23 protein-coding genes and 1 pseudogene are annotated in these 26,579 nt (G+C 56.1%); 11 read left to right on the top strand and 13 right to left on the bottom strand.

Annotated elements, in window-relative coordinates; all coding sequences use genetic code 11:
- Positions 1-75: 75 nt before the first annotated feature.
- Positions 76-1,062, top strand: a complete 987-nt coding sequence (lpxM, locus tag IYV58_RS17020) for a lauroyl-Kdo(2)-lipid IV(A) myristoyltransferase (RefSeq protein ID WP_004122055.1) — start codon at positions 76-78, stop codon at positions 1,060-1,062.
- 26 nt (positions 1,063-1,088) lie between these two features.
- On the opposite strand, the gene dcuR is transcribed toward lpxM, so the two are convergent.
- The 3 genes and pseudogenes from dcuR to IYV58_RS17005 all read right to left on the bottom strand — a co-directional run bounded on the left by dcuR (position 1,089) and on the right by IYV58_RS17005 (position 4,565).
- Positions 1,089-1,805, bottom strand: a complete 717-nt coding sequence (gene dcuR / locus IYV58_RS17015) for a two-component system response regulator DcuR (protein ID WP_195729152.1) — start codon at positions 1,803-1,805, stop codon at positions 1,089-1,091.
- 64 nt (positions 1,806-1,869) lie between these two features.
- Positions 1,870-3,555: pseudogene (locus tag IYV58_RS17010) on the bottom strand (NAD-dependent malic enzyme).
- Between the two features lie 62 nt (positions 3,556-3,617).
- Positions 3,618-4,565, bottom strand: coding sequence for an AEC family transporter (locus IYV58_RS17005; protein ID WP_004122045.1), 948 nt, complete (start codon positions 4,563-4,565; stop codon positions 3,618-3,620).
- 412 nt (positions 4,566-4,977) lie between these two features.
- Here IYV58_RS17005 and IYV58_RS17000 point away from each other — a divergent pair, with 412 nt between their 5' ends.
- Positions 4,978-6,312, top strand: a complete 1,335-nt coding sequence (locus IYV58_RS17000; RefSeq protein WP_142446675.1) for a 2-hydroxycarboxylate transporter family protein — start codon at positions 4,978-4,980, stop codon at positions 6,310-6,312.
- Positions 6,313-6,362: 50 nt separating this feature from the next.
- Here IYV58_RS17000 and pyk read toward each other — a convergent pair whose 3' ends face one another.
- Together pyk and IYV58_RS16990 are read right to left on the bottom strand one after the other, a co-directional pair.
- Complete coding sequence (gene pyk / locus IYV58_RS16995; protein WP_004122043.1) at positions 6,363-7,805, bottom strand: pyruvate kinase; 1,443 nt, start codon at positions 7,803-7,805, stop codon at positions 6,363-6,365.
- Between the two features lie 125 nt (positions 7,806-7,930).
- Entirely contained in the window at positions 7,931-8,836 is a 906-nt protein-coding gene (locus IYV58_RS16990) for a MurR/RpiR family transcriptional regulator (protein WP_162626063.1), read from the bottom strand.
- A 319-nt stretch (positions 8,837-9,155) separates the two neighbouring features.
- Between IYV58_RS16990 and zwf the strand changes: the two genes are divergently transcribed.
- From zwf to IYV58_RS16975, 3 genes are all read left to right on the top strand, one after another.
- Positions 9,156-10,631, top strand: a complete 1,476-nt coding sequence (zwf, locus tag IYV58_RS16985; protein ID WP_004122041.1) for a glucose-6-phosphate dehydrogenase — start codon at positions 9,156-9,158, stop codon at positions 10,629-10,631.
- Positions 10,632-10,851: 220 nt separating this feature from the next.
- On the top strand, positions 10,852-12,663 hold the full coding sequence (edd, locus tag IYV58_RS16980; protein WP_004122039.1) for a phosphogluconate dehydratase: 1,812 nt from the start codon (positions 10,852-10,854) through the stop codon (positions 12,661-12,663).
- A gap of 37 nt (positions 12,664-12,700) precedes the next feature.
- A complete protein-coding gene (locus tag IYV58_RS16975) occupies positions 12,701-13,342 on the top strand; it encodes a bifunctional 4-hydroxy-2-oxoglutarate aldolase/2-dehydro-3-deoxy-phosphogluconate aldolase (RefSeq protein ID WP_004103368.1) in 642 nt (213 codons plus the stop codon).
- Between the two features lie 45 nt (positions 13,343-13,387).
- On the opposite strand, the gene purT is transcribed toward IYV58_RS16975, so the two are convergent.
- Entirely contained in the window at positions 13,388-14,566 is a 1,179-nt protein-coding gene (gene purT / locus IYV58_RS16970) for a formate-dependent phosphoribosylglycinamide formyltransferase (protein ID WP_112166220.1), read from the bottom strand.
- A 135-nt stretch (positions 14,567-14,701) separates the two neighbouring features.
- On the opposite strand from purT, the gene IYV58_RS16965 reads away from it, so the two are divergent.
- The 3 genes from IYV58_RS16965 (at position 14,702) to ptrB (ending at position 18,087) form a co-directional block, all read left to right on the top strand.
- Entirely contained in the window at positions 14,702-15,061 is a 360-nt protein-coding gene (locus IYV58_RS16965) for a YebG family protein (protein ID WP_049114582.1), read from the top strand.
- A gap of 151 nt (positions 15,062-15,212) precedes the next feature.
- Positions 15,213-15,893 carry a tellurite resistance TerB family protein gene (locus IYV58_RS16960; protein WP_123829165.1) on the top strand — a complete coding sequence of 227 codons (681 nt, stop codon included), beginning with the start codon at positions 15,213-15,215 and terminating at the stop codon, positions 15,891-15,893.
- Positions 15,894-16,026: 133 nt separating this feature from the next.
- Positions 16,027-18,087, top strand: a complete 2,061-nt coding sequence (gene ptrB, locus IYV58_RS16955) for an oligopeptidase B (RefSeq protein WP_032741886.1) — start codon at positions 16,027-16,029, stop codon at positions 18,085-18,087.
- 6 nt (positions 18,088-18,093) lie between these two features.
- Here ptrB and exoX read toward each other — a convergent pair whose 3' ends face one another.
- Positions 18,094-18,753: an exodeoxyribonuclease X gene (gene exoX / locus IYV58_RS16950; RefSeq protein WP_004122030.1), complete on the bottom strand. Its 660-nt coding sequence runs from the start codon at positions 18,751-18,753 to the stop codon at positions 18,094-18,096.
- A gap of 78 nt (positions 18,754-18,831) precedes the next feature.
- A complete protein-coding gene (locus IYV58_RS16945; RefSeq protein WP_004122029.1) occupies positions 18,832-19,062 on the bottom strand; it encodes a DNA polymerase III subunit theta in 231 nt (76 codons plus the stop codon).
- A 135-nt stretch (positions 19,063-19,197) separates the two neighbouring features.
- Between IYV58_RS16945 and yobA the strand changes: the two genes are divergently transcribed.
- Genes yobA through IYV58_RS16930 form a run of 3 tightly spaced genes read left to right on the top strand, consistent with a single transcriptional unit; the run spans position 19,198 to position 20,801 of the window.
- Positions 19,198-19,572, top strand: a complete 375-nt coding sequence (yobA, locus tag IYV58_RS16940; RefSeq protein ID WP_004122028.1) for a CopC domain-containing protein YobA — start codon at positions 19,198-19,200, stop codon at positions 19,570-19,572.
- Between the two features lie 4 nt (positions 19,573-19,576).
- Positions 19,577-20,446: a copper homeostasis membrane protein CopD gene (gene copD, locus IYV58_RS16935; protein ID WP_004122027.1), complete on the top strand. Its 870-nt coding sequence runs from the start codon at positions 19,577-19,579 to the stop codon at positions 20,444-20,446.
- A 16-nt stretch (positions 20,447-20,462) separates the two neighbouring features.
- Positions 20,463-20,801 (top strand): YebY family protein, encoded by a 339-nt coding sequence (locus tag IYV58_RS16930; RefSeq protein ID WP_004122026.1) that lies wholly within the window; start codon positions 20,463-20,465, stop codon positions 20,799-20,801.
- A gap of 384 nt (positions 20,802-21,185) precedes the next feature.
- Here IYV58_RS16930 and IYV58_RS16925 read toward each other — a convergent pair whose 3' ends face one another.
- Genes IYV58_RS16925 through IYV58_RS16905 form a run of 5 tightly spaced genes read right to left on the bottom strand, consistent with a single transcriptional unit; the run spans position 21,186 to position 26,368 of the window.
- On the bottom strand, positions 21,186-22,145 hold the full coding sequence (locus tag IYV58_RS16925) for a Csu type fimbrial protein (RefSeq protein ID WP_195729151.1): 960 nt from the start codon (positions 22,143-22,145) through the stop codon (positions 21,186-21,188).
- Positions 22,146-22,159: 14 nt separating this feature from the next.
- On the bottom strand, positions 22,160-24,490 hold the full coding sequence (locus IYV58_RS16920; protein ID WP_049114586.1) for a fimbria/pilus outer membrane usher protein: 2,331 nt from the start codon (positions 24,488-24,490) through the stop codon (positions 22,160-22,162).
- 2 nt (positions 24,491-24,492) lie between these two features.
- A complete protein-coding gene (locus tag IYV58_RS16915; RefSeq protein ID WP_049114587.1) occupies positions 24,493-25,257 on the bottom strand; it encodes a fimbrial biogenesis chaperone in 765 nt (254 codons plus the stop codon).
- 18 nt (positions 25,258-25,275) lie between these two features.
- The gene (locus tag IYV58_RS16910; RefSeq protein ID WP_004122022.1) at positions 25,276-25,794 is read right to left on the bottom strand and encodes a Csu type fimbrial protein; all 519 of its coding nucleotides are present in this window, start codon (positions 25,792-25,794) and stop codon (positions 25,276-25,278) included.
- Between the two features lie 22 nt (positions 25,795-25,816).
- Positions 25,817-26,368: a Csu type fimbrial protein gene (locus IYV58_RS16905; RefSeq protein ID WP_049114588.1), complete on the bottom strand. Its 552-nt coding sequence runs from the start codon at positions 26,366-26,368 to the stop codon at positions 25,817-25,819.
- Positions 26,369-26,579: the final 211 nt, after the last annotated feature.

Genomic DNA, 26,579 nt, shown 5'->3' with positions numbered 1-26,579 from the left:
TTCTTTTGTACGTTACTCAACGTATCGCTAAACTAACTCATTATCTTTATTGAGCGGAACGTCTGCGGATTAGGCATGGAAACGAAAAAAAATAATATTGAATTTATTCCAAAATTTGAAAAATCCTTTTTACTGCCGCGCTACTGGGGCGCTTGGTTAGGGGTTTTTGCCTTCGCCGGTATCGCTCTGACGCCAGCGTCTTTCCGCGATCCGATTCTCGGCAAACTGGGGCGTTTTGTGGGTCGCCTGGCAAAGAGTTCGCGCCGTCGGGCGCAGATTAACCTGCTGTACTGTTTCCCGGAAAAGAGTGAGCAGGAACGAGAAGACATTATTGATGCAATGTACGCCTCCGCGCCGCAGGCGATGGTCATGATGGCGGAACTAGGCCTGCGCGACCCGCAGCGCATTCTTTCCCGCGTCGACTGGCAGGGCAAAGAGATCATCGATGAGATGCAGAGGAACAACGAGAAAGTGATCTTTCTGGTTCCTCATGCCTGGGGAGTGGACATTCCGGCGATGCTGATGGCGTCGGGCGGGCAAAAAATGGCGGCGATGTTCCATAATCAGGGCAACCCGGTCTTTGATTACGTCTGGAATACCGTCCGCCGACGTTTCGGCGGACGTATGCACGCGCGCAACGACGGGATCAAACCGTTTATTCAGTCGGTGCGTCAGGGTTACTGGGGCTACTATCTACCGGATCAGGATCACGGCGCCGAGCACAGCGAATTCGTTGATTTCTTTGCCACCTATAAAGCGACGCTGCCGGCGATTGGCCGTTTAATGAAAGTGTGCCGCGCCCGCGTCGTGCCGCTGTTCCCGGTCTATGATGGCGAAACGCATCGCCTGACGGTGCTGGTGCGCCCGCCGATGGACGATCTGCTGGAGGCGGACGATACCACTATCGCCCGGCGGATGAACGAAGAGGTTGAAGTGTTCGTGAAGCCGCATACCGAGCAGTACACCTGGATTCTCAAGCTGCTGAAAACGCGCAAGCCGGGTGAAATAGAGCCGTATAAGCGTAAAGAGCTGTACCCGCGAAAGTCGTCGCGCCAGGGTTAAAAATCGCAGCCAGTGGGCTTCGGGGTTCATTGGCTGTATTGTTTGAGTAGTGCCAAATGGTCGACAACGAGCCGGTAACGATATTCTGGACGACCGGTGATGCCGTAATGATTGGTGGTGTAGAGAATATGTAGCTGCTCAAGCCAAATCAGGTATTTACGGCATGAAACTCTGGATATCTGCAATGCCGCAGCCAGCTCATTGGTCGAAAAATCACGTTCCAGCCAGGCGTCAATCCACTGGCACACCAGACGAAGCGTCTGCGGCGTAAGTCCTTTTGGCAAGCGGCGCGCGCCCTCGTGTTGTTGAACCCCGCTGCGCAACAGGCTGTCGACATCGGCTTGAGCGTAGCAGGATTTCGCGTTTTTCAAATCGCGCTTTTTACGCCATGACAGCAGCGCCTCCTCAAAGCGCGGAAACTGAAACGGTTTTATCAGGTAATCGACCACGCCGTAATGCAGCGCCGTCTGAACCGTTACCCTATCGGCGGCGGAGGTAATCATAATGACATCAATATTGCGCGCATCGGCGCGTAGCGCAGGCAGCAGTTCCAGCCCATTATCCTGCTGCATATAGACATCCAGCAGCACCAGATCGATCTGCGGCAAATGGCTAAGCATCTCCCTGGCTTCGCGGACCGTCGGGGCTACGCCGCAGCAGTGAAAATCAGCCACCCGGCTGAGAAACAGCCGGTTCAGTTCGGCCACCATCGAATCATCATCGACAATCAGCACATTAATCATGCGTGGGTTCTCGCTTCGGCGGGAAGCAGGGCGCTTCCCGCAGTGTTCACCCGGCAGCGGGCGTTTAAAATGGCGAGCGTTTATACGCGGTGTAGCGCGCTCGCCAGAAGGTGCGATCGATATTCTCGGCCAACTGGGCTTCGCTGATAAGCGGCGCGACGCCGTCCTGCTGAGCCGCGCGAGCGACATCTGCGGCAATCGCCCGGGAAATCATCTCAATCTCTTCGACCGGCGGCAGCAATCCGCCGGCTTCGCGGGTAGCTAAAGGCGAGTGGGCGGCGAGGGTTTTACTACAGGTGATAAGCATTGCCTCGGTAACGCGTTCCGCTTTACTGGCCAGAATTCCCAGCCCCAGGCCGGGGAAGATATAGGCGTTGTTGCACTGGGCGATATCGTAAGTCTTACCGTCATAGCAGACGGGAGCGAACGGACTACCGGTGGCAATCAGCGCGTTCCCCCGGGTCCATTCCAGCAAATCCTTCGGCTGGGCTTCAGCGCGGGACGTCGGGTTAGATAAGGGCATAATAATCGGGCGCGGGCAGTGCTGATGCATCTCTTTGATGATCTCTTCGCTGAACAGTCCCGGCTGGCCTGATACGCCGATCAGCACGGTGGGGTGGACGTTGCGTACAACATCCATCAGCGACAGGTTGGCCGCGTCGGTATCCCAGTGGGCAATATGTTTCCGCGGCGTCACGTGGCTGCGCTGAAAATCCAGCAAATTGGGCATCTCATCGGTTAACAGACCAAAGCGGTCAACCATAAAGATCCGATTGCGCGCTTCCTGCTCTGACAGCCCGTCATCAACCATCAGGGCCATGATTTTTTCCGCAATCCCGCATCCGGCGGAACCGCTGCCGAGAAACACCACGCGCTGGTCGCGGATCCGCGTACCGGCCGCAGCGGCGGCGGCAATCAGCGTGCCAGAGGTCACGGCCGCCGTGCCCTGGATATCATCGTTGAAACAGCAAAGCTGGTCACGATAGCGGTTAAGTAACCGGGTAGCATTTTTTTGCGCAAAATCTTCGAACTGCAGTAACACTTGTGGCCAGCGCTGGCTGATGGCATGCACAAACATGTCCATAAATTCAATGTACTGTTCGTCGCTAATACGTGGATGACGCCAGCCCATATACAGCGGGTCCTCCAGATGCTGGGCGTTGTTGGTGCCCACATCCAGCATAATGGGCAGCGTTGATGCCGGATGAATCCCCCCGCAGGCGGTATATAACGAGAGTTTGCCGATCGGGATCCCCATGCCGCCAATCCCCTGATCGCCGAGACCCAGGATGCGCTCGCCGTCGGTCACGACAATGACTTTGATATCGTTGCGGGAGAAGCCCTGCAGCATCTCGTCAATATTGTTGCGGTTAGGCCATGAAATAAACAGGCCGCGCCCCCGACGATAAATTTCTGAGAAGTGTTCACACGCTTCGCCTACCGTTGGGGTATAAATGATCGGCAGCGTTTCTTTCATATGGTTGCGCAGCAGATTATAGAATAGGGTCTCGTTAGTATCCTGTATATTTCGAAGATAAATATGCCGCGATATATCCCGTTTAAACTGGCAAAATTGCCCCTAGGCGCGCGCGGTTTGTTCTTCAATAGTTTCAACACTATGCGGCAGCAGTCCCTGAAGATTAAATGCGGACCGTTCACCTTGAGTAAAAGCGAGACCTTTATTTAATAACGGGTTTTCCAGCAGGACGGCACCGTTATAAGGCGTGTATAAGGTTTCTGTGGCTAACATTGGATGACTCCTGAATATGATATCAAATAATTGCCGGGATTCTTCCGGCTTTACTTCAGTGATTATGAGATTAAATAAATCATAATTCCTTCGGTAACGACGCCGATGGCGGTGCCCAGCAAAATAGAGGATGAGGCGGGCTCGATATAGGTATCGCTGCGCAGGGCAAACATCCCTGCCGCAATGGCGGAAGGCGTCGCGCCGATGATAATGACCTGCTGCATCAGGCTATGGCTGAGGCCAAAGGCTAAACCAGCCACGGCCATCATTGCCGGTTGGATCAGGTTTTTAATACTGATATTGGTACAGGTTTGAATATTGACCGTAGGACGCTCACCGTAAAAGAGCAGCCCAAGGGCGAACAGGGAGAGGCCGCCCGCCACTTTTCCCACCATCTCAATAGGCATACTGAGCATATGCGGCAGCTGTACCCCCGCGAGGCTGAGCAGCACGCCGGAAATCGGGATCCAGACTATTGGGTTTCTGACGGCTTTAAACAGGTTTTGCAGGATAAGCTGCAGCGCATCAGGCTGTTGTAGATCAGCGTAGGCGCGCTTATCTCCCATGCGAATCAGAATGATGGTCAAGGGGATCATCAATACGCTGGTCACCAGGTTGCCGATAAGCACCCCGAGAAAGCCCTCGGGGCCAATCAGCACCGCAAGCACGGGGGCGCCAAAGTAGGCCATATCGGGGAAAGCGCACACCAGGGACTGAATTGCGCTGGTTTTTATATCATGGCGAAAAACGTAGCGTGAGATCAGTAGCGTGAGGAAATACGATCCCATAAGACCGATGACCAATACCGCCATAAAGGTGAAGTTTTTAATCTTATCGGGATGGGTATTCAATGCGCCGATAAACAGATGGAAGGGAAGTGCAAAACGAATAACCACCGTGGCCAGCACGGACGCGTCCTCGCGGCGGCTGTAGCCCAACTTGCCGCTTAGCCATCCGAGCAGCATGATAAACACCAGGGGAAAAAGGGATTCTAAAAGCAGTGAAGGCATAGGATGTCCTGAAAATATATTATCGGCGACGTTGTATTTTTTTAATCTAACGATCCCTCGGTATTTAAAAGGTGATAGTCATCACAGTCGCCGGGCTTTAAATAATTTCGCCTTGACTACTTTACTTACAAATAGGGAAAAGAGGGTGGGATCATCAACTTATATCCCTGGCATTCAATTATTGCGACAATGCTAACTTTAGTTTCGTGGTGATAAATTAAATTACTTAAAATGAATTTTGTGGTTTAGTCACAAAGTAGAACAGCGAAATTTGGATCTCGTTTTTAATTTTAAATTCCTGTGCTAACGTTTTTTTGTTTTATTGGCATTGTGGCTGGTACTCTTTTTTAATTTTATTACGCAGTTTTAATATTGCGTTGATACCCTACGTCATCATAATTCAGGTAAAAATATGGAAAATAATTCTCTGAACCACCCGATAGATAAAACGCTGCCGAGCGGGCCGTCGGTACGACTTTTATCCAATATTGAGGTCGGCGCCGTACCGTTGACGCTCTTTATCGGGATAGCGACGATTGTGGCTATCTCTGCAACCGCAGGTCTGCTGCCGAAGAATATGATTGGCGGCCTGGCGGTGATTATGACCCTGGGGTTCGCGTTGGCTAAAATTGGCCGAATGGTGCCGATCCTCAAGGATATAGGCGGCCCGGCCATTTTGTGCCTGATGGTGCCATCGGTGCTGGTCTATTTCGGCATGTTTGAAGCGCATACCCTCGATACCGTGCATTTGCTGATGAAGGAGGCCAATCTCCTCTATTTCGTTATCGCCTGCCTGGTCGTCGGCAGCATACTGGGTATGAACAGAACTATCCTGATTCAGGGAATGGTCCGTATGTTTGTCCCGCTGGTCGTTGGGACCGGGGCGGCAATCTTAACCGGCCTGCTGGTGGGCAGTTTATTTGGCTACAGTTTCTACTACACCTTTTTCTTTATTATCGTGCCGATCATCGGCGGCGGCATCGGTGAAGGGATCCTGCCCCTGTCGCTGGCCTATTCAGCCATTCTCGGACAAACGCCCGATGTTTACGTTGCGCAACTGGCGCCGGCCGCCGTGGTGGGCAACATTTTCGCCATTATTTGCGCCGGTTTTCTGGCGCGCATGGGCGCGCGACGCCCTTCGCTTTCCGGCAACGGGATGCTGATCCGCAGCCATGAAGATAATAGCGTCTTTGCGCAAAATCAGAGCGCGCAACCCACGGATTTCCAACTGATGGGGGCCGGGCTTTTAATGATTTGCGCGTTTTTCATCGTCGGCGGTCTGTTGGAAAAGGTGGTGCATATTCCGGGGCCGGTACTGATGATCCTGGCTGCGGTGTTCTGTAAATATGCTAAAGTTATCCCGGCGGCGATGGAGCTGGGGGCGCACAGCTGCTACAAGCTCGTGTCGGCCGCGCTGGTTTGGCCGCTGATGATTGGTCTGGGAATGCTGTATGTTCCGCTGGAAAGCGTGGTTGCGGTATTTTCGGTGGGCTACGTGGTGGTTTGCGGCTCCATCGTCATGGCAATGGCGCTGAGCGGCTTCCTTATCGCTTCACGTCTGAATATGTACCCTGTTGAAGCGGCTATCGTGACCAGTTGCCATAGCGGGCTGGGGGGGACGGGGGATGTGGCTATTCTCTCGGCGTCGAACAGAATGGGGTTGATGCCTTTTGCTCAGATTGCGACTCGTATCGGCGGCGCATCAACGGTAATTACCGCTACGCTATTGTTGAGCTGGCTTGTGTAGTTTATCGGATATACCTGCCAGCTGCGGCGCTGGCAGGTAGACGGAGAGGCTTACTCTACGGTCAGAATACGGGTGGTGTTGGTGCTACCGATGGTGCTCATGACATCGCCCTGAGTGACGATAACCAGGTCGCCGGTCACCAGATAGCCTTTGTCGCGCAGCAGCGTTACCGCATCGTGCGCAGCGGCTACGCCATCATTTACGCTATCGAAATGAACCGGCGTCACGCCGCGATACAGCGCAGTCAGGTTCAGCGTGCGCTCGTGGCGAGACAGGGCGAAAATCGGCAGGCCGGAGCTGATGCGCGAAGTCATCAGCGCGGTCCGACCGGATTCGGTCATGGTAATGATAGCGGTGACGCCCTTGAGGTGGTTCGCCGCATACATGGCGGACATCGCAATGGCTTCTTCCACGTTATCGAACTGAATGTCCAGACGGTGCTTGGAGACGTTGAGGCTCGGGATTTTTTCCGCGCCGAGGCAGACGCGCGCCATCGCGGCAACGGTCTCAGACGGATACTGGCCCGCGGCGGTTTCAGCCGACAGCATTACGGCATCGGTCCCATCCAGCACGGCGTTCGCCACGTCCATGACTTCGGCGCGGGTAGGCATCGGGTTGGTGATCATCGACTCCATCATCTGCGTCGCGGTAATGACCGAGCGGTTCAACTGACGGGCGCGGCGGATCAGCGCTTTCTGGATGCCGACCAGCTCCGGATCGCCGATTTCCACGCCGAGGTCACCGCGGGCCACCATAACAACGTCCGAGGCGAGGATCACGTCATCCATCGCGTCCTGATCGCATACCGCCTCGGCACGCTCGACCTTGGCGACGATTTTGGCGTCGCAGCCGGCATCGCGCGCCAGGCGACGGGCGTAGTTTAGATCTTCGCCGCAGCGCGGGAAGGAGACGGCCAGATAGTCGACGCCAATTTTGGCGGCGGTGACGATGTCCGCTTTGTCTTTTTCCGTCAGCGCTTCTGCAGAGAGGCCGCCGCCCAGTTTGTTGATGCCTTTGTTGTTAGACAACGGGCCGCCGACGGTGACTTCGGTGAACACCTTCATGCCCTGAACTTCGAGGACCTTCAGCTGCACGCGGCCGTCGTCCAGCAGCAGGATATCGCCCGGAACCACGTCAGCCGGGAGTCCTTTATAGTCGATGCCCACTTTCTCTTTGTCGCCTTCGCCTTTACCCAGGTTCGCGTCGAGGAGGAATTTGTCACCGATATTGAGGAAAATTTTCCCTTCTTTGAAGGTGGATACGCGGATTTTCGGCCCCTGTAGGTCACCGAGAATCGCGACATGACGGCCCAGTTTTGCCGCAATCTCACGGACTTTATCCGCACGGATCTGATGATCTTCCGCGGTACCGTGAGAGAAGTTCATACGTACCACGTTAGCGCCTGCGGCGATAACCTTCTCAAGGTTGTTATCGCGGTCGGTAGCCGGGCCTAAGGTGGTAACGATTTTGGTTCTGCGAAGCCTTCTGGACATGTAATACTCCGTTGACTGAAACATCTTTGGTGTTGCGTGAACATGGATTCGGTAGCGCCGATGAGCAAAGTCGCTATACCGGAACGATACCGACGGTGTAATAGGATAGTGCTTTGTTTCTACTTTTATTGGTCATTGCTGTGTACGATGAGCTCTTTATCAAACCGCGATTCCTTAAGCGCTTCCTTGACCCTCTTCAAGTTATCTCTGAATTTTGCGCCCCGCCGCAGGGTGAAGCCGGTCGCCAGTACATCAATCACCGTCAGCTGCGCTAAGCGGGAAACCATCGGCATATAGATATCGGTATCTTCCGGCACATCCAGGGTAATAGCCAGCGTTGCCTCTCGGCAAAGCGGCGTACCGGGTGAGGTAATGGCGATCACCATCGCATCGTTTTCACGTGCCAGCTGCGCCAGCTCCACCAGGCTTTTAGTCCTGCCGGTGTGCGAGATGATCACTACCACGTCATCGTCATTACAGTTCATACAGCTCATGCGTTGCAGGACGATGTCGTCGGAATAGATCACCGGTACATTAAAGCGGAAAAATTTGTTCATCGCGTCGTGGGCGACGGCGGCCGAAGAGCCAAGGCCAAAAAAGGCGATTTTCTTCGCCTGCGTGAGCAGGTCAACCGCGCGATTGATCGCCGACATGTCGAGAGAATGATGGACCTGATCTAAACTGGCCATGGCGGATTCAAATATCTTTCCCGTATAGGACTCGACGCTGTCGTCTTCATCGACGTTGCGGTTAACATAGAGGGTACCGTGCGCCAGGCTTTGCGCCAGATGCAGTTTAAAATCGGGGAAACCGCGGGTTTCCAGACTGCGGCAGAAACGGTTAACCGTGGGCTCGCTGACGCCGGCTTCCAGCGCCAGGGCGGCAATACTTGAATGGATGGCCTGCGCGGGGGTTGCAAGGATGACTTCCGCCACTTTGCGTTCAGATTTGCTAAGGTGTTCCAGCCGGGACTGGATTTTTTCCAGCATGTTCATGGGTAATCGGGCGCTCATCAATGGAAGCGATTTCATTAATGGGTGAAATCATCAGGCGTTTTAGCAAGAATATACCCCTCCGTTGTCGGAAACGGTGAGGAATGACCTTAAAATATGTTGTTTTTTTTCATTACATGATCAGAGTCGTATTTTACTAACTGAGAATCGGTCGAAACAACGAACAATATTAGCCGCATGCCCAAAATCTCAGCGCCTGTTTTCCACCCTGTGCGATTTAGCTGCGGGAACCGGCGCTGAGGGTTTCGGGAAATTCGTAAACACAGTACGATGCAGTGAAAGAAAATTACAAATATAGCCTGGCACAAGCACCAGTCTATCAACTAAGGAGAATGACATGGCGGTAACGCAAACGGCCCAGGCATGCGATCTGGTCATTTTCGGCGCGAAGGGTGACCTGGCGCGACGTAAATTGCTGCCTTCCCTGTATCAGCTCGAAAAAGCTGGTCAGATCCATCCTGACACCCGCATCATCGGCGTCGGCCGTGCCGACTGGGATAAAGACGCTTACACCAAAGTTGTGCGTGAAGCGATGGAAACCTTCATGAAGGAAAAAATCGATGAAGGTTTGTGGGAGACCCTGAGCGGGCGTCTGGATTTCTGTAACCTTGATGTCAACGATACCAAAGCGTTTACCCGCCTGGGCAAAATGCTCGATCAGAAAGAGCGGGTGACCATTAACTATTTCGCCATGCCGCCAAGCACCTTTGGCGCGATTTGCAAAGGTCTGGGCGAAGCGAAGCTGAACGCGAAACCGGCGCGCGTGGTGATGGAAAAACCGCTGGGGACTTCCCTGGAAACCTCCCGCGAGATCAACGATCGGGTAGGCGAGTTCTTTGAAGAGTGCCAGGTCTACCGTATCGACCACTATCTGGGTAAAGAGACGGTGCTGAACCTGCTGGCGCTGCGCTTTGCCAACTCGCTGTTCGTTAATAACTGGGACAGCCGTACCATCGATCACGTTGAGATCACCGTGGCGGAAGAGGTGGGCATTGAAGGCCGCTGGGGCTACTTCGATCAGGCCGGGCAGATGCGCGATATGATCCAGAACCACCTGCTGCAAATTCTGTGCATGATTGCCATGTCTCCGCCGTCAGATTTGACTGCCGATAGCATCCGCGATGAAAAAGTGAAGGTGCTGAAATCGCTGCGCCGCATTGACCGCACCAACGTGCGTGAAAAAACGGTGCGCGGCCAGTACACCGCCGGCTTCGCGCAGGGTAAAAAAGTGCCGGGCTACCTCGAAGAAGAGGGGGCCAACAAGTCCAGCCATACTGAAACCTTCGTGGCGATCCGCGTGGATATCGACAACTGGCGCTGGGCGGGCGTACCGTTCTACCTGCGTACCGGTAAGCGACTGCCGACCAAATGTTCCGAAGTCGTGGTTTACTTTAAGACACCGGAACTGAACCTGTTCAAAGAGACCTGGCAAGAGTTGCCGCAGAATAAGCTGACCATTCGTCTGCAGCCGGATGAAGGGGTGGATATCCAGGTGCTGAACAAAGTCCCGGGGCTAGACCACAAGCATAACCTGCAGATCACCAAGCTGGACCTGAGCTACTCGGAAACCTTTAATCAAACCCATCTGGCGGATGCCTACGAGCGTCTGCTGCTGGAAACGATGCGCGGTATTCAGGCGCTGTTCGTGCGTCGCGACGAAGTGGAAGAGGCGTGGAAGTGGGTCGACTCCATCACGGAAGCCTGGGCCGCCGATCGCGATTCGCCGAAACCTTACCAGGCGGGCACCTGGGGGCCGGTTGCCTCCGTGGCGATGATCACCCGCGATGGTCGTTCGTGGAACGAGTTTGAGTAATCGCCATCTCCTCCGTCAGGGTTATTTTACCGGTAACATGATCTGACGCAGCAAGTCGTGTAATTTTTAATCTTTTAAGCCCCGGAGGATTCACCCCCGGGGCTTTTTTTATTACACTGCCTACAGATATTTTGCCCCTGAGCCCCAGTACAGGTGCCTTAAACACCGAAAAGTATCGTTAAAGCGCTGCGGCCGGACAGATAAAATTTGAGGAGCCTTTATGAATTCAGAAATGTTACGGGTAACAAATCGCATCATCGAACGCTCGCGCGATACCCGCGAAGCCTACCTCGCCCGGATTAACCAGGCCAAAACCGATACCGTGCATCGCGCCCAACTGGCGTGCGGTAACCTGGCCCACGGCTTCGCCGCCTGCCAGGCGGATGACAAAGCCTCACTGAAAAGCATGCTGCGCAATAACATCGCCATCATTACCTCCTACAACGATATGCTCTCCGCCCACCAGCCCTATGAGCGTTATCCGGACATTATCCGCAAAGCGCTGCACTCCGCGAACGCGGTGGGCCAGGTCGCCGGCGGCGTTCCGGCGATGTGCGATGGCGTGACGCAGGGGCAGGACGGGATGGAGCTGTCGCTGCTCAGCCGCGAAGTGATTGCCATGTCCGCCGCGATTGGCCTGTCGCACAACATGTTTGACGGCGCGCTCTATCTTGGCGTCTGCGATAAAATTGTCCCGGGCCTGGCGATGGCTGCGCTGTCGTTCGGCCATCTGCCGTCCATCTTTATTCCTTCCGGCCCGATGGCCAGCGGCCTGGCGAATAAAGAAAAAGTGCGCATTCGTCAGCTCTATGCGGAAGGAAAGGTGGATCGCATGGCGCTGCTGGAGTCCGAGGCCGCGTCTTACCATGCGCCTGGCACCTGTACCTTCTACGGTACCGCCAATACCAACCAGATGGTGGTTGAGTTTATGGGGATGCAGCTGCCCGGATCGTCATTCGTGCATCCGGATGCGCCGCTGCGCGAAGCGCTGACCGCCGCCGCCGCCCGCCAGGTGACCCGTCTGACCGGCAACGGTAACGAGTGGATGCCGCTGGGTAAAATGTTTGATGAAAAAGTAGTGGTCAACGGGATTGTCGCGCTGCTGGCAACCGGCGGGTCCACCAACCATACCATGCACCTGGTGGCCATGGCGCGGGCGGCAGGGATTATCATTAACTGGGATGATTTCTCCGATCTCTCTGACGTGGTGCCGCTGCTGGCGCGCCTCTACCCGAACGGCCCGGCGGATATTAACCACTTCCAGGCCGCGGGCGGCGTACCGGTGCTGGTGCGCGAGCTGCTGAAAGGCGGCCTGCTGCATGAAGATGTTCACACCGTTGCCGGTTTCGGCCTCTCTCGCTACACCATGGAGCCCTGGCTTAATAACGGTGAACTTGACTGGCGCGAAGGGGCGGCCGCTCCGCTTGATGAAGCGGTTATCGCCACGTTTGACAAGCCGTTCTCTCGCCACGGCGGCACCAAAGTGCTGAGCGGCAATCTCGGTCGCGCGGTGATGAAAACTTCCGCTGTGCCGGTTGAGAACCAGATTATCGAAGCGCCGGCGGTGGTTTTCGAGAGCCAGCATGACGTGCTGCCCGCCTTTGAAGCGGGGCTGCTCGACAAAGATTGCGTGGTGGTGGTCCGTCATCAGGGACCAAAAGCGAACGGCATGCCAGAATTACATAAACTTATGCCGCCACTTGGTGTATTATTGGACCGCCGTTTCAAAATTGCGCTGGTGACCGATGGTCGACTCTCCGGCGCATCAGGCAAAGTGCCGTCGGCTATTCATGTGACGCCCGAAGCGTACGATGGTGGTCTGCTGGCCAAGGTACGCGATGGCGACATTATTCGCGTCAACGGCCAGACGGGCGAGCTGACGCTGCTGGTCGATGACGCCGAGCTGGCTGCCCGTCAGCCGCATATTCCTGACCTGAGCGGTTCGCGCGTGGGAACCGGCCGGGAGATGTTCGGTGCGCTGCGTGAGAAACTCTCCGGAGCAGAACAGGGCGCAACCTGCATCACTTTTTAAGACGATTCGATTTGTAGATCTGGCGAGAGAAAATCTAATGAAAAACTGGAAAACAACTGCAGAAGCAATCCTCACCTCCGGCCCGGTTGTACCGGTAATCGTGGTGAAAAAGCTGGAACACGCTGTGCCAATGGCGAAAGCGCTGGTTGCGGGCGGCGTACGCGTGCTGGAAGTGACTCTGCGTACCGAGTGCGCGATGGACGCTATCCGCGCGATCGCCAAAGAGGTCCCGGAAGCGATTGTCGGTGCCGGTACCGTCACCAACGTTGAGCAGCTGAAAGAAGTGACCGAAGCGGGCGCGCAGTTTGCTATCAGCCCGGGCCTGACCGAATCCCTGCTGAAAGCGGCGACCGGCGAAGGCACCATCCCGCTGATCCCGGGGATCAGCACCGTATCCGAGCTGATGCTGGGTATGCAGTATGGTCTGAAAGAGTTCAAATTTTTCCCGGCAGAAGCTAACGGCGGCGTGAAAGCGCTGCAGGCGATTGGCGGCCCGTTCGCGCATATTCGCTTCTGCCCGACTGGCGGTATCTCCCCGGCGAACTATCGTGATTATCTGGCGCTGAACAGCGTGCTGTGCATCGGCGGCTCCTGGCTGGTGCCGGCGGATGCGCTGGAAGCCGGTGATTACGACCGTATCACCAAACTGGCTCGTGAAGCGGTAGAAGGCGCGAAGTAATTATCGCGCGCTCACCAGAGGCCCGGTCTGCGACCGGGCTTTTTTTTATCCCGCAACCATGACTGCCGAAGCCGCCGCTTTGGCGCGCGCAACCGCGTCCTCAACGTTATCGGCTATTGCCAGCGTGACGCCCAGGCGACGCGAACCGTCGATTTCCGGCTTGCCGAACAGACGCAGTTGCAGTCCCGCGCCGACCGCGGCCTGAATATTGCTGAAGGTGACGTTCTGGCTAGTCAGCTGCGGCAGGATCACCGCAGAGGCCGCCGGGCCGTACTGGCGGATCGCGCCAATCGGCAGTCCGAGGAAGGCGCGAACGTGCAGGGCGAACTCCGATAAATCCTGCGAAATCAGCGTGACCATACCGGTGTCGTGCGGGCGCGGCGAGACTTCGCTAAAAATCACCTCGTCGCCGCAGACGAACAGTTCGACGCCGAACAGGCCGTAGCCGCCCAGCGCCAGCACCACCTGGCGGGCGATCTCCTGCGCGCGTTCCAGCGCCAGCGCGCTCATCCGCTGCGGCTGCCAGGATTCACGATAGTCGCCATCCTCCTGGCGATGACCGACCGGCGCGCAGAAGTGTACGCCGTCCGCGGCGCTGACGGTGAGAAGGGTGATCTCGAAATCAAAATTCACCACGCCTTCAACGATAACGCGTCCGGCTCCGGCGCGGCCGCCCTGCTGCGCATATTGCCAGGCGTCAGCCAGCTGTTCGCTGGAACGAATAAAGCTCTGGCCTTTACCCGATGAACTCATTACCGGCTTGACGATGCACGGCAGGCCTATCTCGGCGACGGCTTCGCGGAAGGCGGGTTCACTGTCGGCAAAACGGTAGGCGGAGGTCGGCAGCTTCAGCTCTTCAGCGGCCAGGCGGCGGATCCCTTCACGATTCATGGTGAGCTTTGCCGCGCGGGCGGTGGGGACGACTTTCTGCCCGGCCTGCTCCAGGTCGACCAGGGTGTCGGTGGCGATGGCCTCGATTTCCGGCACGATAAAGTCAGGCTTTTCCTGCTCAATCAGCGCCTGCAGCGCTTCGCCATGCAGCATATTGATGACGTGCGAACGGTGTGCGACCTGCATGGCCGGGGCGTCAGGGTAACGATCGACGGCGATGGTCTCAATTCCCAGACGCTGGCATTCAATGGCCACCTCTTTACCCAGTTCGCCGGAACCTAACAGCATTACCTTTGTTGCCGCAGGGCGCAGCGCCGTACCTAATACAGTCATAACTCTCTTCCGCAGTAAAAAAACATGCGCCGCATTATAAACGAAAACGTTTGCGCATGTCTTTATGCGCGTCATTTGAGTTCGGGGGAGAAATTTGATATACTGTATAAAAATACAGTACTGAGAGGCTGCATCATGGCGGTTGAAATTAAATATGTAGTGATTCGCGAAGGTGAGGAAAAAATGTCTTTTGCCAGCAAAAAAGAGGCCGATGCTTATGACAAAATGCTCGATCTGGCGGAAGTACTGAACGACTGGCTGGTTGAGTGCCCGCTAACGCTTGACGAAGAGCAGCGCGATAGTATGGCGATGTGGCTGGCCGAGCGCAAAGATACCCTCAACCATATTTTGCGTTCCGGTAAGCTGCCGGAAGCCGAGGGCGCCGCCGAGGCGTCAGCGGATCGCGCAGAAGCAGAAGAGGGCGATAAGACTGCTGACGTCATCGAATCTGAAGCCCCGGCGCCGGCGAAGCCGCGCAAAGCGAAAGCGGCCTGAGTTACGCTTTACGCTGCCGCCGCCAGCAGTTCTGGCGGCAGGCTCCCGCGCTTCCCGGCGCGGAATTTGCGCATCTTTAGCTGTCGATAACGTTTCCTGACGTCGCGTCGGTTAGGCTGGTGGTATCGCTTATCGCGCAACGAGGAAATGTATGGCTAACTGGCTTAATCAACTGCAGTCTCTGCTGGGTCAGCAGGGGCGGTCTTCTTCATCTGACGATCAACCAAGCGGCAAAAATTTACTGCTGCCGGGCGCGCTCGGCGGGCTGGCAGGTCTGCTGGTGGCCAGCAAATCATCGCGCAAGCTGTTAGCCAAATACGGTACCGGCGCGCTGCTGGTGGGCGGCGGCGCGGTTGCGGGCAGCGTGTTGTGGAATAAATACCAGCAGAAAATGCGCGCCAGCGCGCAGCCGGCATCGGCAGAGGCTGTGCCCGTTCAGGCGCCATCTTCCGCACCGGCCGAACTCGACGCCCGCAGCGAACGGCTAATTATGGCGCTGGTCTTCGCCGCCAAAAGCGATGGACATATTGACGATCGCGAGCGGGCAAATATTGAAGAGCAACTACGTGCGGCAAATGTCGACGTCCAGGGCCGAGTGTTAATTGACCGGGCGCTGGCGCAGCCGCTTGACCCGCAGAGCCTGGCGCAGGGTATCAGCAGCGAGCAAGAGGCGCTTGAAGTTTACTATATCAGCTGCGCGGTCATCGATATTGACCACTTTATGGAACGTAGCTACCTCAATGCCCTCGGCGAAGCGCTGAAGCTCCCGCAGGAAGTGCGTGAAAATATCGAACGGGATATTCAGGCGCAAAAACAGGCCGTAACGGCTTAAATCCGCACGTTTCGCTTGCATCGCTGGCGACTTTTGCCACCCTTATATATTGTGTAGTCACGTTACCCTTCAGGCTGCTTTGAGGCAGCCTGAAAATTTTACTACCCAATACAAGCCGCAGAAGAATAAGCAGATGCCACCAAAAGCCAAACGGATCCCCCATGCCATGACCTTACATGGCGACACGCGAATCGATAATTACTATTGGCTGCGCGATGACGATCGCTCGCAGCCGGAAGTGCTGGATTATCTGCGCCAGGAAAATGAGTACGGCAAAAAAGTGATGTCTTCGCAAAGTAGCCTGCAGGATAGGGTGCTCAAGGAGATTATCGACCGTATTCCGCAGCGCGAAGTGTCGGCCCCCTACAGCAAAAATGGCTATCGTTACCGTCAGGTCTACGAGCCGGGCTGCGAGTACGCGATTTATCAACGCCAGCCGGTAGTCAAAGAGGAGTGGGACGAATGGGACGTCCTGCTTGACGGCAACCAGCGTGCGGCCGGTAGCGAATTTTATACCCTCGGCGGATTAGGCGTTTCGCCCGACAACAGCCTGATGGCGGTGGCGGAAGACTATCTCTCCCGACGCCAGTATAGCCTGCGCTTCTTTCCCTTAAACGACGACCGACAATTTGCGGAAGTGCTGGAGAACGTCTCACCTGATTTTGCCTGGAGTAACGATTCGCAGACTCTGTGGTACGTGCGTAAACACCCCACCACGCTGCTGCCGTATCAGGTCTGGCGCCACCGTCTGGGTACGCCGGCCAGTGCGGATGTTATGGTGTATGAAGAGCAGGACGACACTTTTTACGTCAGCGTACACAAGACTACATCCCAGCAGTTTGTGGTGATCTACCTGGCCAGCGCGACCACCAGCGAAGTACTGCTGCTCAATGCGGAAATGACCGACGCCGAACCGGTCTGTTTTCTACCCCGGCGTAAAGATCATGAATATAGCCTCGATCACTATCAGCACACTTTCTATCTGCGCTCTAATCGTGAGGGTAAGAACTTCGGCCTTTATCGCAGCACCCTGCGCGATGAGCAGGAATGGGAGACCCTGATAGCGCCGCGTCACGAAGTGATGCTGGAAGGTTTTACCCTGTTTACCGACTGGCTGGTTGTGGAAGAGCGCCAGCGCGGGCTAACCAGTCTGCGCCAGATCAACCGTAAGACAAGAGAATCGCAGGGGATCGCGTTTGACGATCCGGCCTACGTAACCTGGCTTGCCTATAATCCGGAGCCGGAAACCTCGCGCCTGCGCTATGGCTACTCCTCCATGACAACCCCGGATACGCTGTTCGAGCTGGATATGAATACCGGCGAGCGGCGGGTACTCAAACAGCAGGAAGTCAAAGGATTTGATGCCAGCCACTACCGCAGCGAGCATCTTTGGATCAACGCCCGCGACGGCGTGGAAGTCCCGGTCTCGCTGGTCTACCGTGATGAATATTTCCGCAAGGGCGCCAGCCCTCTGCTGGTGTACGGCTACGGCTCCTATGGCGCCAGCATGGATGCGGATTTCAGCGCCAGCCGACTGAGCCTGCTCGACCGCGGCTTTGTCTTCGCTATCGCCCATATTCGCGGCGGTGGCGAGCTGGGCCAGCAGTGGTACGAAGACGGTAAGTTTTTGTGCAAGAAAAATACCTTCAACGATTATCTCGACGTCTGCGATGCGCTACTGGCACAGGGTTACGGCAATCCGCGTTTTTGCTACGGCATGGGCGGCAGCGCCGGCGGTATGCTGATGGGCGTAGCGGTGAACCAGCGGCCGGAGCTCTTCCACGGCGTGGTGGCCCAGGTTCCATTTGTGGATGTCCTCACCACCATGCTCGATGAGTCGATCCCGCTGACCACCGGCGAGTTTGAAGAGTGGGGTAATCCTCAGGATGAAGAATACTATCGCTATATGAAAAGCTACAGCCCGTATGACGGCGTTGAGGCTCAGGCCTATCCGCATCTGCTGGTCACCACGGGCCTGCATGATTCGCAGGTACAATACTGGGAGCCAGCAAAATGGGTGGCGAAACTGCGCGAGCTGAAAACCGACGATAACCTGCTGCTGCTGTGTACCGATATGGATTCCGGCCACGGCGGTAAATCCGGCCGTTTTAAAAGCTATGAGGGCGTGGCGCTGGAGTTTGCGTTTCTGATTGGTCTGGCGCAGGGGACGCTGCCGGGCCAGGCGGAGGTATAGCGCCGATTACTCCCCGAGATAGTGCTTCAGCGTCAGGCGCAGCTCGGGGCTCATGCGATCCAGGTTATTGAACAGCCAGCGCAAATAGCCGGGATCGTTTTCCGCCACTTCCGAGACCGGCTTGCCGCGATATTTGCCGAAGGTAAAGGTGGAGAGCAGCGCCGGGCGGCCGGTAATGGTCGCCATCTCCTCAGGCGTCCAGCCGGAGGTGTTGATGATATCGAGCAGCAGGGCCGCGGTGATATAGCAATCGTACAGCGCCCGGTGATGATGCAGTCCCGGTGGCGTCGCGACGCTGAGCTTGCGCGATTTATACAGCCCCATATTGCTGTACTTGATGCCTGGCCACAGGCGGCGCGCCAGCTTCATCGTGCAGATCCATTCACCCTGCATTTCCGGTAACACCCGGCGGTCAAAGCTAGCGTTATGGGCGACATACCACGGACTGCCCATATACAGCGGCACAATCTCCTCGATCCATGGCTTATCGGCAACCATCTCTTCGGTGATGTGGTGAATCGCCATCGCCTGTGGGCTGATAGGACGATCGGGGCGAACCAGATGGCTCATGGGATTGGTGATTTGTCCGTCGATGATATCTACCGAGGCGATTTCAACAATGCCTCCCTGCAATCCGCAGGTTTCTGTATCGATTACGCGCAGCATGGCTCGCTCCAGGCCAAAGAAACCAGCGTAATGGAATGCGCAGGTCTTGCCAACTCGGATGTCCGCAGAGGACGGGAATTATTTCTGTTTCGGTTCATAGGGCAGGCGAGAGAGCGAAACGGAGGCCAGCCGATGGGCAATCAGACGCTCGCGAAACCAGCTGCGCAGATGCTCGGGCTGTTCTCTTTCGACTAAATCAGCCACCACCGGCATATTGTAGCGTTCTTTAAAGGCGACACCAGCCGCGGCGAGATCGACATTCACTTTGTCCATCTCCTCCTGGGATAGTTTAGCCAGGTTGTTTTCCATCGGTTTCTCCTCTGATAATGCCGCAAAAAGTACTAAGCACGCGGCAAAAAGGCAAGTCTCAGACGCTTAGCTCGACTGCGCCATTATACAGGGTTATTCTCTGTGCTACATACATAACAAAAAGGAATGACAACTATGCCAATCATCGCCGGACGCGCCCTGCGTCTGTCTCTGTTTCTCGCCGGTTGCCTGACCTCCGCAGGCGCATTTGCCCACGCCCATTTGCAACAACCGCTGCCGGCTGCCGGTAGTGAGGTGGAGGCGTCACCGCAGGCGCTGACCCTGAACTTCTCCGAAGGCATCGAAACGCAGTTTAGCGGCGTAACCCTCACCGGGCCGCAGCAGAAGACCATCACCCTCGGTAAACCCGTCCGCAGCGACAGCAATAAGGCTCAACTGACGGTACCGGTTGAGCAGGCGTTGACGCCGGGCGAATATACCGTTGACTGGCACGTGGTCTCCGTAGATGGCCATAAGACCAAAGGGCAATACACCTTTACCGTGAAGTAAGCCGATGCTCAGTGCCGTCTATGTCAGCTTACGCTTTATCCATTTCATTTCGCTGATCGTCGCTTTCGGCTGCCTGCTTTACGGCGCGTGGTGGGCGCCAGCGGCCTTGCGCCGTCTGATGATGCAGCGTTTTTATCCGCTAATGCGTCATTTACTACTGGCTAGCGCGCTGTCGGCGCTGCTGATGCTGATGGCGCAGGGCGGCCTGATGGGCAACGGCTGGTCGGATGTCTGGCAGCCGGCTATCTGGCAGGCGGTGGCCGGGACGCAGTTTGGCGGTGTGTGGGTATGGCAAATTTTACTCGCCTTTGTGGCGTTGGCAGTGGTTTGGCTGAAGCCCCGGCGACCGGGGCGTTTACTGCTGGTGCTGTTTTGCGCCCAGTTGCTGCTGCTGGCGGGCGTCGGACATGCCGCGATGAACGATGGCTGGCTGGGGATAGTGCAGCGAACCAATCATGCGCTTCATCTGTTTTGCGTGGCCAGCTGGTTTGGCGGTCTGCTGCCGTTTATCTACTGTCTTCGCCTGGCGCACGGTCGCTGGCGGCAGGCGGCGATTTTCACCATGATGCGGTTTTCGCGTTACGGACATCTGGCGGTTGCCGGCGCCATCGCCAGCGGGGTGGTAAATGCGCTGCTGATCCAGGGCGAACTTATCAGCGCCTCGCCCTGGGGGCGTATGCTGTTGTTGAAATGTGCGCTGGTAGCGGCAATGGTGGCAATTGCGCTGGTGAACCGGTATGTTCTGGTGCCACGCATGTCGGCAGGCGGAACGCGAGCGGAGCAGCTCATCGTGCGCACCACGCAGATAGAAATTGCGTTGGGGGCGCTGGCGCTGTTTGCCGTCAGCCTGTTTGCCACCTGGGAACCTTTCTGAATAAACTGGTTAAATCATGAAAAAAATCGTTCTGACAATGTTGTTATTGGCAAGTTCTGGCGCTGCGCTGGCGGCGCCGCAGGTGATTACCGTGAGCCGCTTTGAGGTGGGTAAAGAGAGCTGGGCGTTTAACCGTGAAGAGGTGATGCTGACCTGCCGTCCGGGCAATGCGCTGTTCGCCATTAATCCGAGTACCCTGGTGCAGTACCCGCTAAACGACATCGCCGAACAGCAGATGAAAGACGGTAAAACCAACGCGCAGCCGATTTCCGTGATCCAGATTGACGATCCGCAACGGCCGGGACAAAAAATGAGCCTGGCGCCCTTTATTGAGCGCGCGCAGAAACTCTGCTGATCGCCGCCTGCATCCCGCTGTATTTACATGAAAAAAACCGCCATCCCCCAATACCGGGCATGGCGGTTTTTTGTTGATATCAGCAATTTTGAGACGAATTATTCGTCCACTTTTGTCACGGACTGGAAAACCTGACACGGTAAACTATTCTTATAAGGCAAGGCGACTTAGCCTGCATTAATGCCAACTTTTAGCGCACGGCTCTCTCCCAAGAGCCATTTCCCTGGACCGAATACAGGAATCGTGTTCGGTCTCTTTTTATCTATTTTTCACAAATCGCAGATTCCCTTGCAAAACCCCATTCACTTTTTTCGGGGCTTTTTTCTTATACCACAACAATAATTTCCCAAACATTTCTTTTACAAAAAATCGTCTGTTAACGTTTTAGTAGCTAACGGTCACCAGTACGGTATCGGTATAGGTTCCGGCAGGCTGGTTACTCTGGGTCGGGTTTATTTTTAGGGTGTAGTTTGCGGGCTGCGCGGCGCCGGATCCGGCCACGCTGAGATTGTTATTTTCCGTCCATGCGCTGCCGTTGGGCTGGTAAAATTGGTACTGCAGCCAGGCGGTAGGCTGGTTCGCGATGGGGTGGCTCATCTGCCGCCAGTCGCCGACGCTGGCGTTAGTGCTGGTGAGGTTGATGGTGTAGGCCGCGTTTTTCGTGCAGCGGATGGCAAGCTGGCCGCTGTAGTTGCTAAAACCGGACGGAAGGGCGGCAGAGGTAAATTCGACGTCTGGCGCGCTGTCGATATAGCAAACATTGGTTACCTTCACCGACACATTGACCGTAGAGGTCAGCGTTCCGTTATTCGGAATACATATCTTAATGCCCAGCAGATCGAGCCCGACGTAGCAGAATCGGTACACCCAGGTGATGGTTAACACATCGGTATAGGTACCGGCGGGGACGTTGGCGCCCGGGGTGGTTCTGAAATAGAGCGGCATGGTGCCATCGCTTGAGTTAAATAAACCCAGCAGTTCGAGCAGCGTTGTTCTGGACCAGCTAATCACGCCGCCATCCAGATAGGCCGGCGAGCACGAAGCGTCAGAACAGACGCTGTAAGGGATGGCGTCGCCCGCGCCATTAAGCAGCCGCGGAATACCGTTGCTCTTGTTGGCCGACGACAGGGTGGCGCTTAATGTGTTGGTTGAGTTCAGCGCCACCAGCTCCGGGGTGCAGTAAAACCCCGCGCCGGCCATCACGCCCTGAGGCGCGCTGTTGAGAGCAAAGGAATCCACCGGGCCGATAACCGGCGCGCTGGTTTTGATGCTGCAGGCGGCCAGCGCGTTGCTTGTTAGCCCAAGGAGCAAGAGCAGCGCGCAGATCGGGAGGATACTTTTCAACTTGATCTCCACTGTTATGGGTGACAGCTAACCGGACCTATCCGTTGCGGAACCGGCGTTGTTTCCGGGAGCGCAAAGCGCACGCGGCATTGAAACTCCCCGGTGTTGACTATGACTTTATTGTCGCGCGTGAGATGCGAGAACCAGGCGACGCCGTCGTAGCCCACCAGACCGCGCTGTTTGCTGTTCACTTCCTCGACGGGCGTACCGACCGGCAGCGGCTGTCCCTGAGCATTGACGAAGACAATGGTTGCCGAACGCACGCGGTTAACCGGGAATTCAACCAGCGCGCCGCTGCCTTCGCGCACGGCGATGCGTTTCTCCACCATCAGCGCTTCGGTGTCCGTTGGCAATGGCAGCGTATCGAGGGTAATTTTTCCCGGATACCACGCCGTCGCCCACGGGATCAGCAAATGGCCGTTTTTATCCGTCACGCCGACTTTGCGGTTTTCATAGCTCACCGCAATGTTCGGGTAGTTACCGGTGGAGACAACGATAAACGCGTCGTTAATCTGCCGGGCGAAGAACAGACTGTTATCCATCAGCACCACCGCTCCCGTGGCTTCAAACCAGCTGTGACGATCGTTGCGTGAGCCGTAGTAGCCTCCGCTCAACGTCGACACGCGGTTGATCCAGGTCAGATCCGCCTGGCTATAATTATCGCCGCCCACCGAATGGGCGAGGTTCCAGCCAAGCCCGCCTTCTGCCGGGGCGGAGCGGTTGAGGCTGATATTTTCGCCCCATTGACCGGAGCTGGCGCGCTGGCCGCTTAACTGCATAGAGCTTTGCGAATCGAAAGGGATGATTATCTGCAGCATGCTTGAGTAGCTACCTTCCTGCAGATCGCGGTTTACGCTCAGGTTGAGGCTGCTGCTAAGCCACAGGCTACGGCTCCAGGAGAGGTTCAACAGGCGGGTGCGCGAACGATCCTCGGCCTGGATATCAAAGTAGCCAATGCTAAAAGAACCGAGGGTTCTTCCCCACGGGCTCAGGCTCAGCGTGGCCTGGTCTGACTGACGGCTGAGCGTGGCGCTAGAGCCATAGGTGCTGAGGTTGTCGTAGCTGGCGCTGCGGCGGATATGCTGATAGTTCACTCCCCAGCTATTGCCATAGTAGGAGTAACCCGAGGTGAGCTGGTTTCCGTCTCCTTCGCCGCGGCTGGCGCTGCCCGACAGGCTGAGGGTGCCCAAATTTCCTACCCCAATATCGCCGCCTAGCCCGGCATTGGCTAATCCCTGGCGGTCTTCGGTATGCGCCGAGAGCGTAAGCCAGTGGGTTAATCCATAGCGATAAATCGCGCTCACCGCCCCGGCGCCATAATCGGCATTCTTGATGCCGTAGTTGTTGCGCAGGGCGCCAAGGGTGAAATCAAAATCGCTCAGGCCTTCCCGCAGGAGGGTATTAGAGACATAAAAAGGAACGCTGGTAGAGACCTGGCGGCCAAGGGCGTCGGTAGTCACTACGGTCGCTTCGCCGGCGCCGCTGATCCACGGAACGTTGGTCAGCGTATAGGGGCCGCCATTAACCTGCGACGAGCTGGTTTTATAACCGTTAATAAACAGGTCGACGCTTGAAGGGACCGCCGCGCTGCCGGATAAGTTAAGCAGCGGATATGTCACCAGATCCGGGCGCACGCTGAAGTTACGGCTTACGCGTAGCCCACCCATGCGCACGGAACTGCTCCAGGTCAGAGCGTTACTGACCACGTCGCCGGCCTGGTAGCTTATCATCTGTTCGCTATCGCTGTATTTCCACAGGGTGTCGTAGCGCATATAGCCCTGTTGTTGATAGCCCGACGAAGACCAGTTTTGCCGGATCGCGGCGTTATTGGAAAGGACGCCCGGCGGGCCAAAAAGACGCGTTTCGGTGAAGGTGCTGGTGGTTTGCGTGCCGCCGGATGAAAAGAGGCTGTAAGCGTCGTAGTTAAATAAAATCCCCGGACTGCCGATCGCGGCCTGGTATTGTTGTCCCGTGGTTTCCCCGATGCGCTGTTCGGGGAGCCACTGGTCCGGAACCTGAAGCTTAAGCACTTGCCCCGGCTGGTCATATTCGACCTTAACCGAGGGGAGCGCCGTGACATCCACCAGCGCATCATGGGTTTGCAGGGGAATATGCGCTTGCCGTAGAACGCTGGCCGCAACCCAGTAGTGACCAGCGTTGACCTTGACCGGAACGGCGCCGGCAAGAATATTGCCATTGACCGATAAGCTGAGGTACAGCTCATACTCCTGCCTTTCGCCGTAGGATGCCGCAGGCGCAGGCAGGGAATCATAGGTCGCGGCGCAGGCCGTCACCGACGCCACCGCCAGCAGCCCCCCGGACGCCGTTCTTTTCAGATCTCTCATTTTTAACGATTCGCCGGAATTTCCACCGCCTGACCGTTATCCGTTAACTTCGCGAACAGATGTATTCCTGATGGCGCGGAAGCGTTTCCGGCGTTCGGGAAACAGGCCTTTTTCTGCGCCAGAACGTAGCCGAGAAGGCCATTAGCCACGGGAATTTTGCCGTTGCCGCTCGCGTTCGCCCAGTAAACCGTACTGAGCCGCGCATGTTGATTGCCTCTATTATCGATGCATAGCGTCTGGCGGTTATTTTGCTGCGCGAGCGACCAGCGCAGCGTCGTCCTTACCGATTCGACTGAACCCGCGTTCTTTAACGGCGTGAGCCCCTGCCCATAGGTAAATAGCGGCAGGACATAGCGCATGCGCATTTTCAGCCCGGCGGAGTTCTGTTCCGTCTGCGTTACCGGCTGCGCGGCAGGGATCTCATCGATAACAATGCGGTAGGACTGCTCTTTGCCATTGGCGATAGGGGCAACGCGCATGAGCCTCACCAGTTGCCGCTGCCCCGGCGCTACCGTGGTAAAAGGGGGGCTGGCGACAACATCGCGCTGGTCGGCGTAGACGTCCGCTGACCCTTTTTGATTCCAGGCAAAAACGCGCAGCTGCAAATTAACCGGCGAACTGCCGCGATTCTCCAGCCACAGTTCAGAACCTTTTTCGTGGCTTTCGATAGTTTGAAAGATCGGCCATACCAGGACGGAGCTTGCGGCCAGAACCGATGAGGGAAGAGATAAAGCGAATATAAACGGCGCAAATCTACAGCGAATCATAGTTAACCTGTGGATTATCTAATAGGTCAGCGTGACGGTGACCGTGTCGGTATAGGAGCCCACCGCCGGGAAGCCATTCGTGGCAAAAAGGCGGCCATAAACCGTGTAGGTTTGCGTGGTGCTCGGAAATGATGCGACGCTCAAGGCCTGCGTACTGTTGCCCCAAACGTTAGCGCGGTTGGCGTCCTGATAAAGCTGATACGCCAGGGTGTTGTTGTTGCCGTTCGACATATAGCGCTGGCTGGCTGAGCCGCCGTTGACGCCATAGTCGAGGGCGATTGAAATAGCGGTGCCGGGCGTGCAGGTGACGATGATTGAGCCTGCGCCGGAGGTACTGGCGACATCAACGTTGTTGTAAAGCGATGACAGGGTGCCAAAACTCAGGGTACCGAAATCCGTCGTTTGGGAGCCGTCTCCGGCGCCAAGCGCGCAGCCTGCTGCGATCTGCGCGGAGACTTTGAACGTCTTCTGGACAACGGCGGCATGGGCGCCTGAGGTAAAAAACAGAATTAATGTAAGCCACTCGGGTCGAAGCATGACGCCCACTTTCCTTATGCGATTACCAGGTTAACGTCGCAGTGACGATGTCGTCATACACATCGGCCGTCGGCGCATTGACGCTCTGGTCTTCGGGGCGGATTCGGGCAAAAACTGGAATAGCCTGGGGATTGCCGGTGCCAACGATAGGTATCGTGCCGCCGGGCAAAATTTCATTACTGCGGCCGGCATCCGAATAGAGTCGATAGGCAATCTGCTGGGTGCCGGCGGCGTTTTTCATATAGCGCAGCGCTGCATCGCCAGACTGGCCGCCGTCCAGCGTCAGGGTCGAGTCAAGGTCCTCGGTGCAGGTCACTGTTAGCGCGCTTCCGCCGCCGCTGCCGGTGACTTCCGCATCAATGGAGTTGGCTAAATCGCCATAGGCGCCGAAATTAATGTTGCCCCAGCGGTTATTCTCGCCATTGCGGACGTTCGATACGCTGCACCCGCTGCCGAGCGTCACCTGGACGCCAATCTGGCCGCTTAAGGTTCCCGCTGCGAAAGCCGGTTGACTAATAACGATGGCGCTCAGTAAGCCGCACAGCACACTGCGCGAGATGGTTTTGACGTTCATAGAGAACCTCTTAGTGGAAAGCCGCTGAAGATAAACAACAATGTAGCGATAGACGTTGGTCACCGAGTAACTGCCGCGGTTTTGTTGGTTAACGTATAACTACTCCTGCAGAATATGTGTAATTGTATATTTCTGGCTGATTATTATGTTTTTATTGGATTTTTATTCTGTTTTTATGCTTTTTGTGTGGGGTTAGATTCTTTATGTTAAT

The organism is Klebsiella sp. BDA134-6, from assembly GCF_015601345.1.
Lineage (GTDB): Bacteria > Pseudomonadota > Gammaproteobacteria > Enterobacterales > Enterobacteriaceae > Klebsiella > Klebsiella grimontii.
This window is presented reverse-complemented; position numbering and strand designations above follow the sequence as displayed.

What these genes read in the sequence shown, in the direction of transcription:
- lpxM (WP_004122055.1), top strand. Translation starts at nt 76, where the DNA reads ATGGAAACGAAAAAAAATAATATTGAATTTATTCCAAAATTTGAAAAA.
- dcuR (WP_195729152.1), bottom strand. Translation starts at nt 1,805, where the DNA reads ATGATTAATGTGCTGATTGTCGATGATGATTCGATGGTGGCCGAACTG.
- IYV58_RS17005 (WP_004122045.1), bottom strand. Translation starts at nt 4,565, where the DNA reads ATGCCTTCACTGCTTTTAGAATCCCTTTTTCCCCTGGTGTTTATCATG.
- IYV58_RS17000 (WP_142446675.1), top strand. Translation starts at nt 4,978, where the DNA reads ATGGAAAATAATTCTCTGAACCACCCGATAGATAAAACGCTGCCGAGC.
- pyk (WP_004122043.1), bottom strand. Translation starts at nt 7,805, where the DNA reads ATGTCCAGAAGGCTTCGCAGAACCAAAATCGTTACCACCTTAGGCCCG.
- IYV58_RS16990 (WP_162626063.1), bottom strand. Translation starts at nt 8,836, where the DNA reads ATGAAATCGCTTCCATTGATGAGCGCCCGATTACCCATGAACATGCTG.
- zwf (WP_004122041.1), top strand. Translation starts at nt 9,156, where the DNA reads ATGGCGGTAACGCAAACGGCCCAGGCATGCGATCTGGTCATTTTCGGC.
- edd (WP_004122039.1), top strand. Translation starts at nt 10,852, where the DNA reads ATGAATTCAGAAATGTTACGGGTAACAAATCGCATCATCGAACGCTCG.
- IYV58_RS16975 (WP_004103368.1), top strand. Translation starts at nt 12,701, where the DNA reads ATGAAAAACTGGAAAACAACTGCAGAAGCAATCCTCACCTCCGGCCCG.
- purT (WP_112166220.1), bottom strand. Translation starts at nt 14,566, where the DNA reads ATGACTGTATTAGGTACGGCGCTGCGCCCTGCGGCAACAAAGGTAATG.
- IYV58_RS16965 (WP_049114582.1), top strand. Translation starts at nt 14,702, where the DNA reads ATGGCGGTTGAAATTAAATATGTAGTGATTCGCGAAGGTGAGGAAAAA.
- IYV58_RS16960 (WP_123829165.1), top strand. Translation starts at nt 15,213, where the DNA reads ATGGCTAACTGGCTTAATCAACTGCAGTCTCTGCTGGGTCAGCAGGGG.
- ptrB (WP_032741886.1), top strand. Translation starts at nt 16,027, where the DNA reads ATGCCACCAAAAGCCAAACGGATCCCCCATGCCATGACCTTACATGGC.
- exoX (WP_004122030.1), bottom strand. Translation starts at nt 18,753, where the DNA reads ATGCTGCGCGTAATCGATACAGAAACCTGCGGATTGCAGGGAGGCATT.
- IYV58_RS16945 (WP_004122029.1), bottom strand. Translation starts at nt 19,062, where the DNA reads ATGGAAAACAACCTGGCTAAACTATCCCAGGAGGAGATGGACAAAGTG.
- yobA (WP_004122028.1), top strand. Translation starts at nt 19,198, where the DNA reads ATGCCAATCATCGCCGGACGCGCCCTGCGTCTGTCTCTGTTTCTCGCC.
- copD (WP_004122027.1), top strand. Translation starts at nt 19,577, where the DNA reads ATGCTCAGTGCCGTCTATGTCAGCTTACGCTTTATCCATTTCATTTCG.
- IYV58_RS16930 (WP_004122026.1), top strand. Translation starts at nt 20,463, where the DNA reads ATGAAAAAAATCGTTCTGACAATGTTGTTATTGGCAAGTTCTGGCGCT.
- IYV58_RS16920 (WP_049114586.1), bottom strand. Translation starts at nt 24,490, where the DNA reads ATGAGAGATCTGAAAAGAACGGCGTCCGGGGGGCTGCTGGCGGTGGCG.
- IYV58_RS16915 (WP_049114587.1), bottom strand. Translation starts at nt 25,257, where the DNA reads ATGATTCGCTGTAGATTTGCGCCGTTTATATTCGCTTTATCTCTTCCC.
- IYV58_RS16910 (WP_004122022.1), bottom strand. Translation starts at nt 25,794, where the DNA reads ATGCTTCGACCCGAGTGGCTTACATTAATTCTGTTTTTTACCTCAGGC.
- IYV58_RS16905 (WP_049114588.1), bottom strand. Translation starts at nt 26,368, where the DNA reads ATGAACGTCAAAACCATCTCGCGCAGTGTGCTGTGCGGCTTACTGAGC.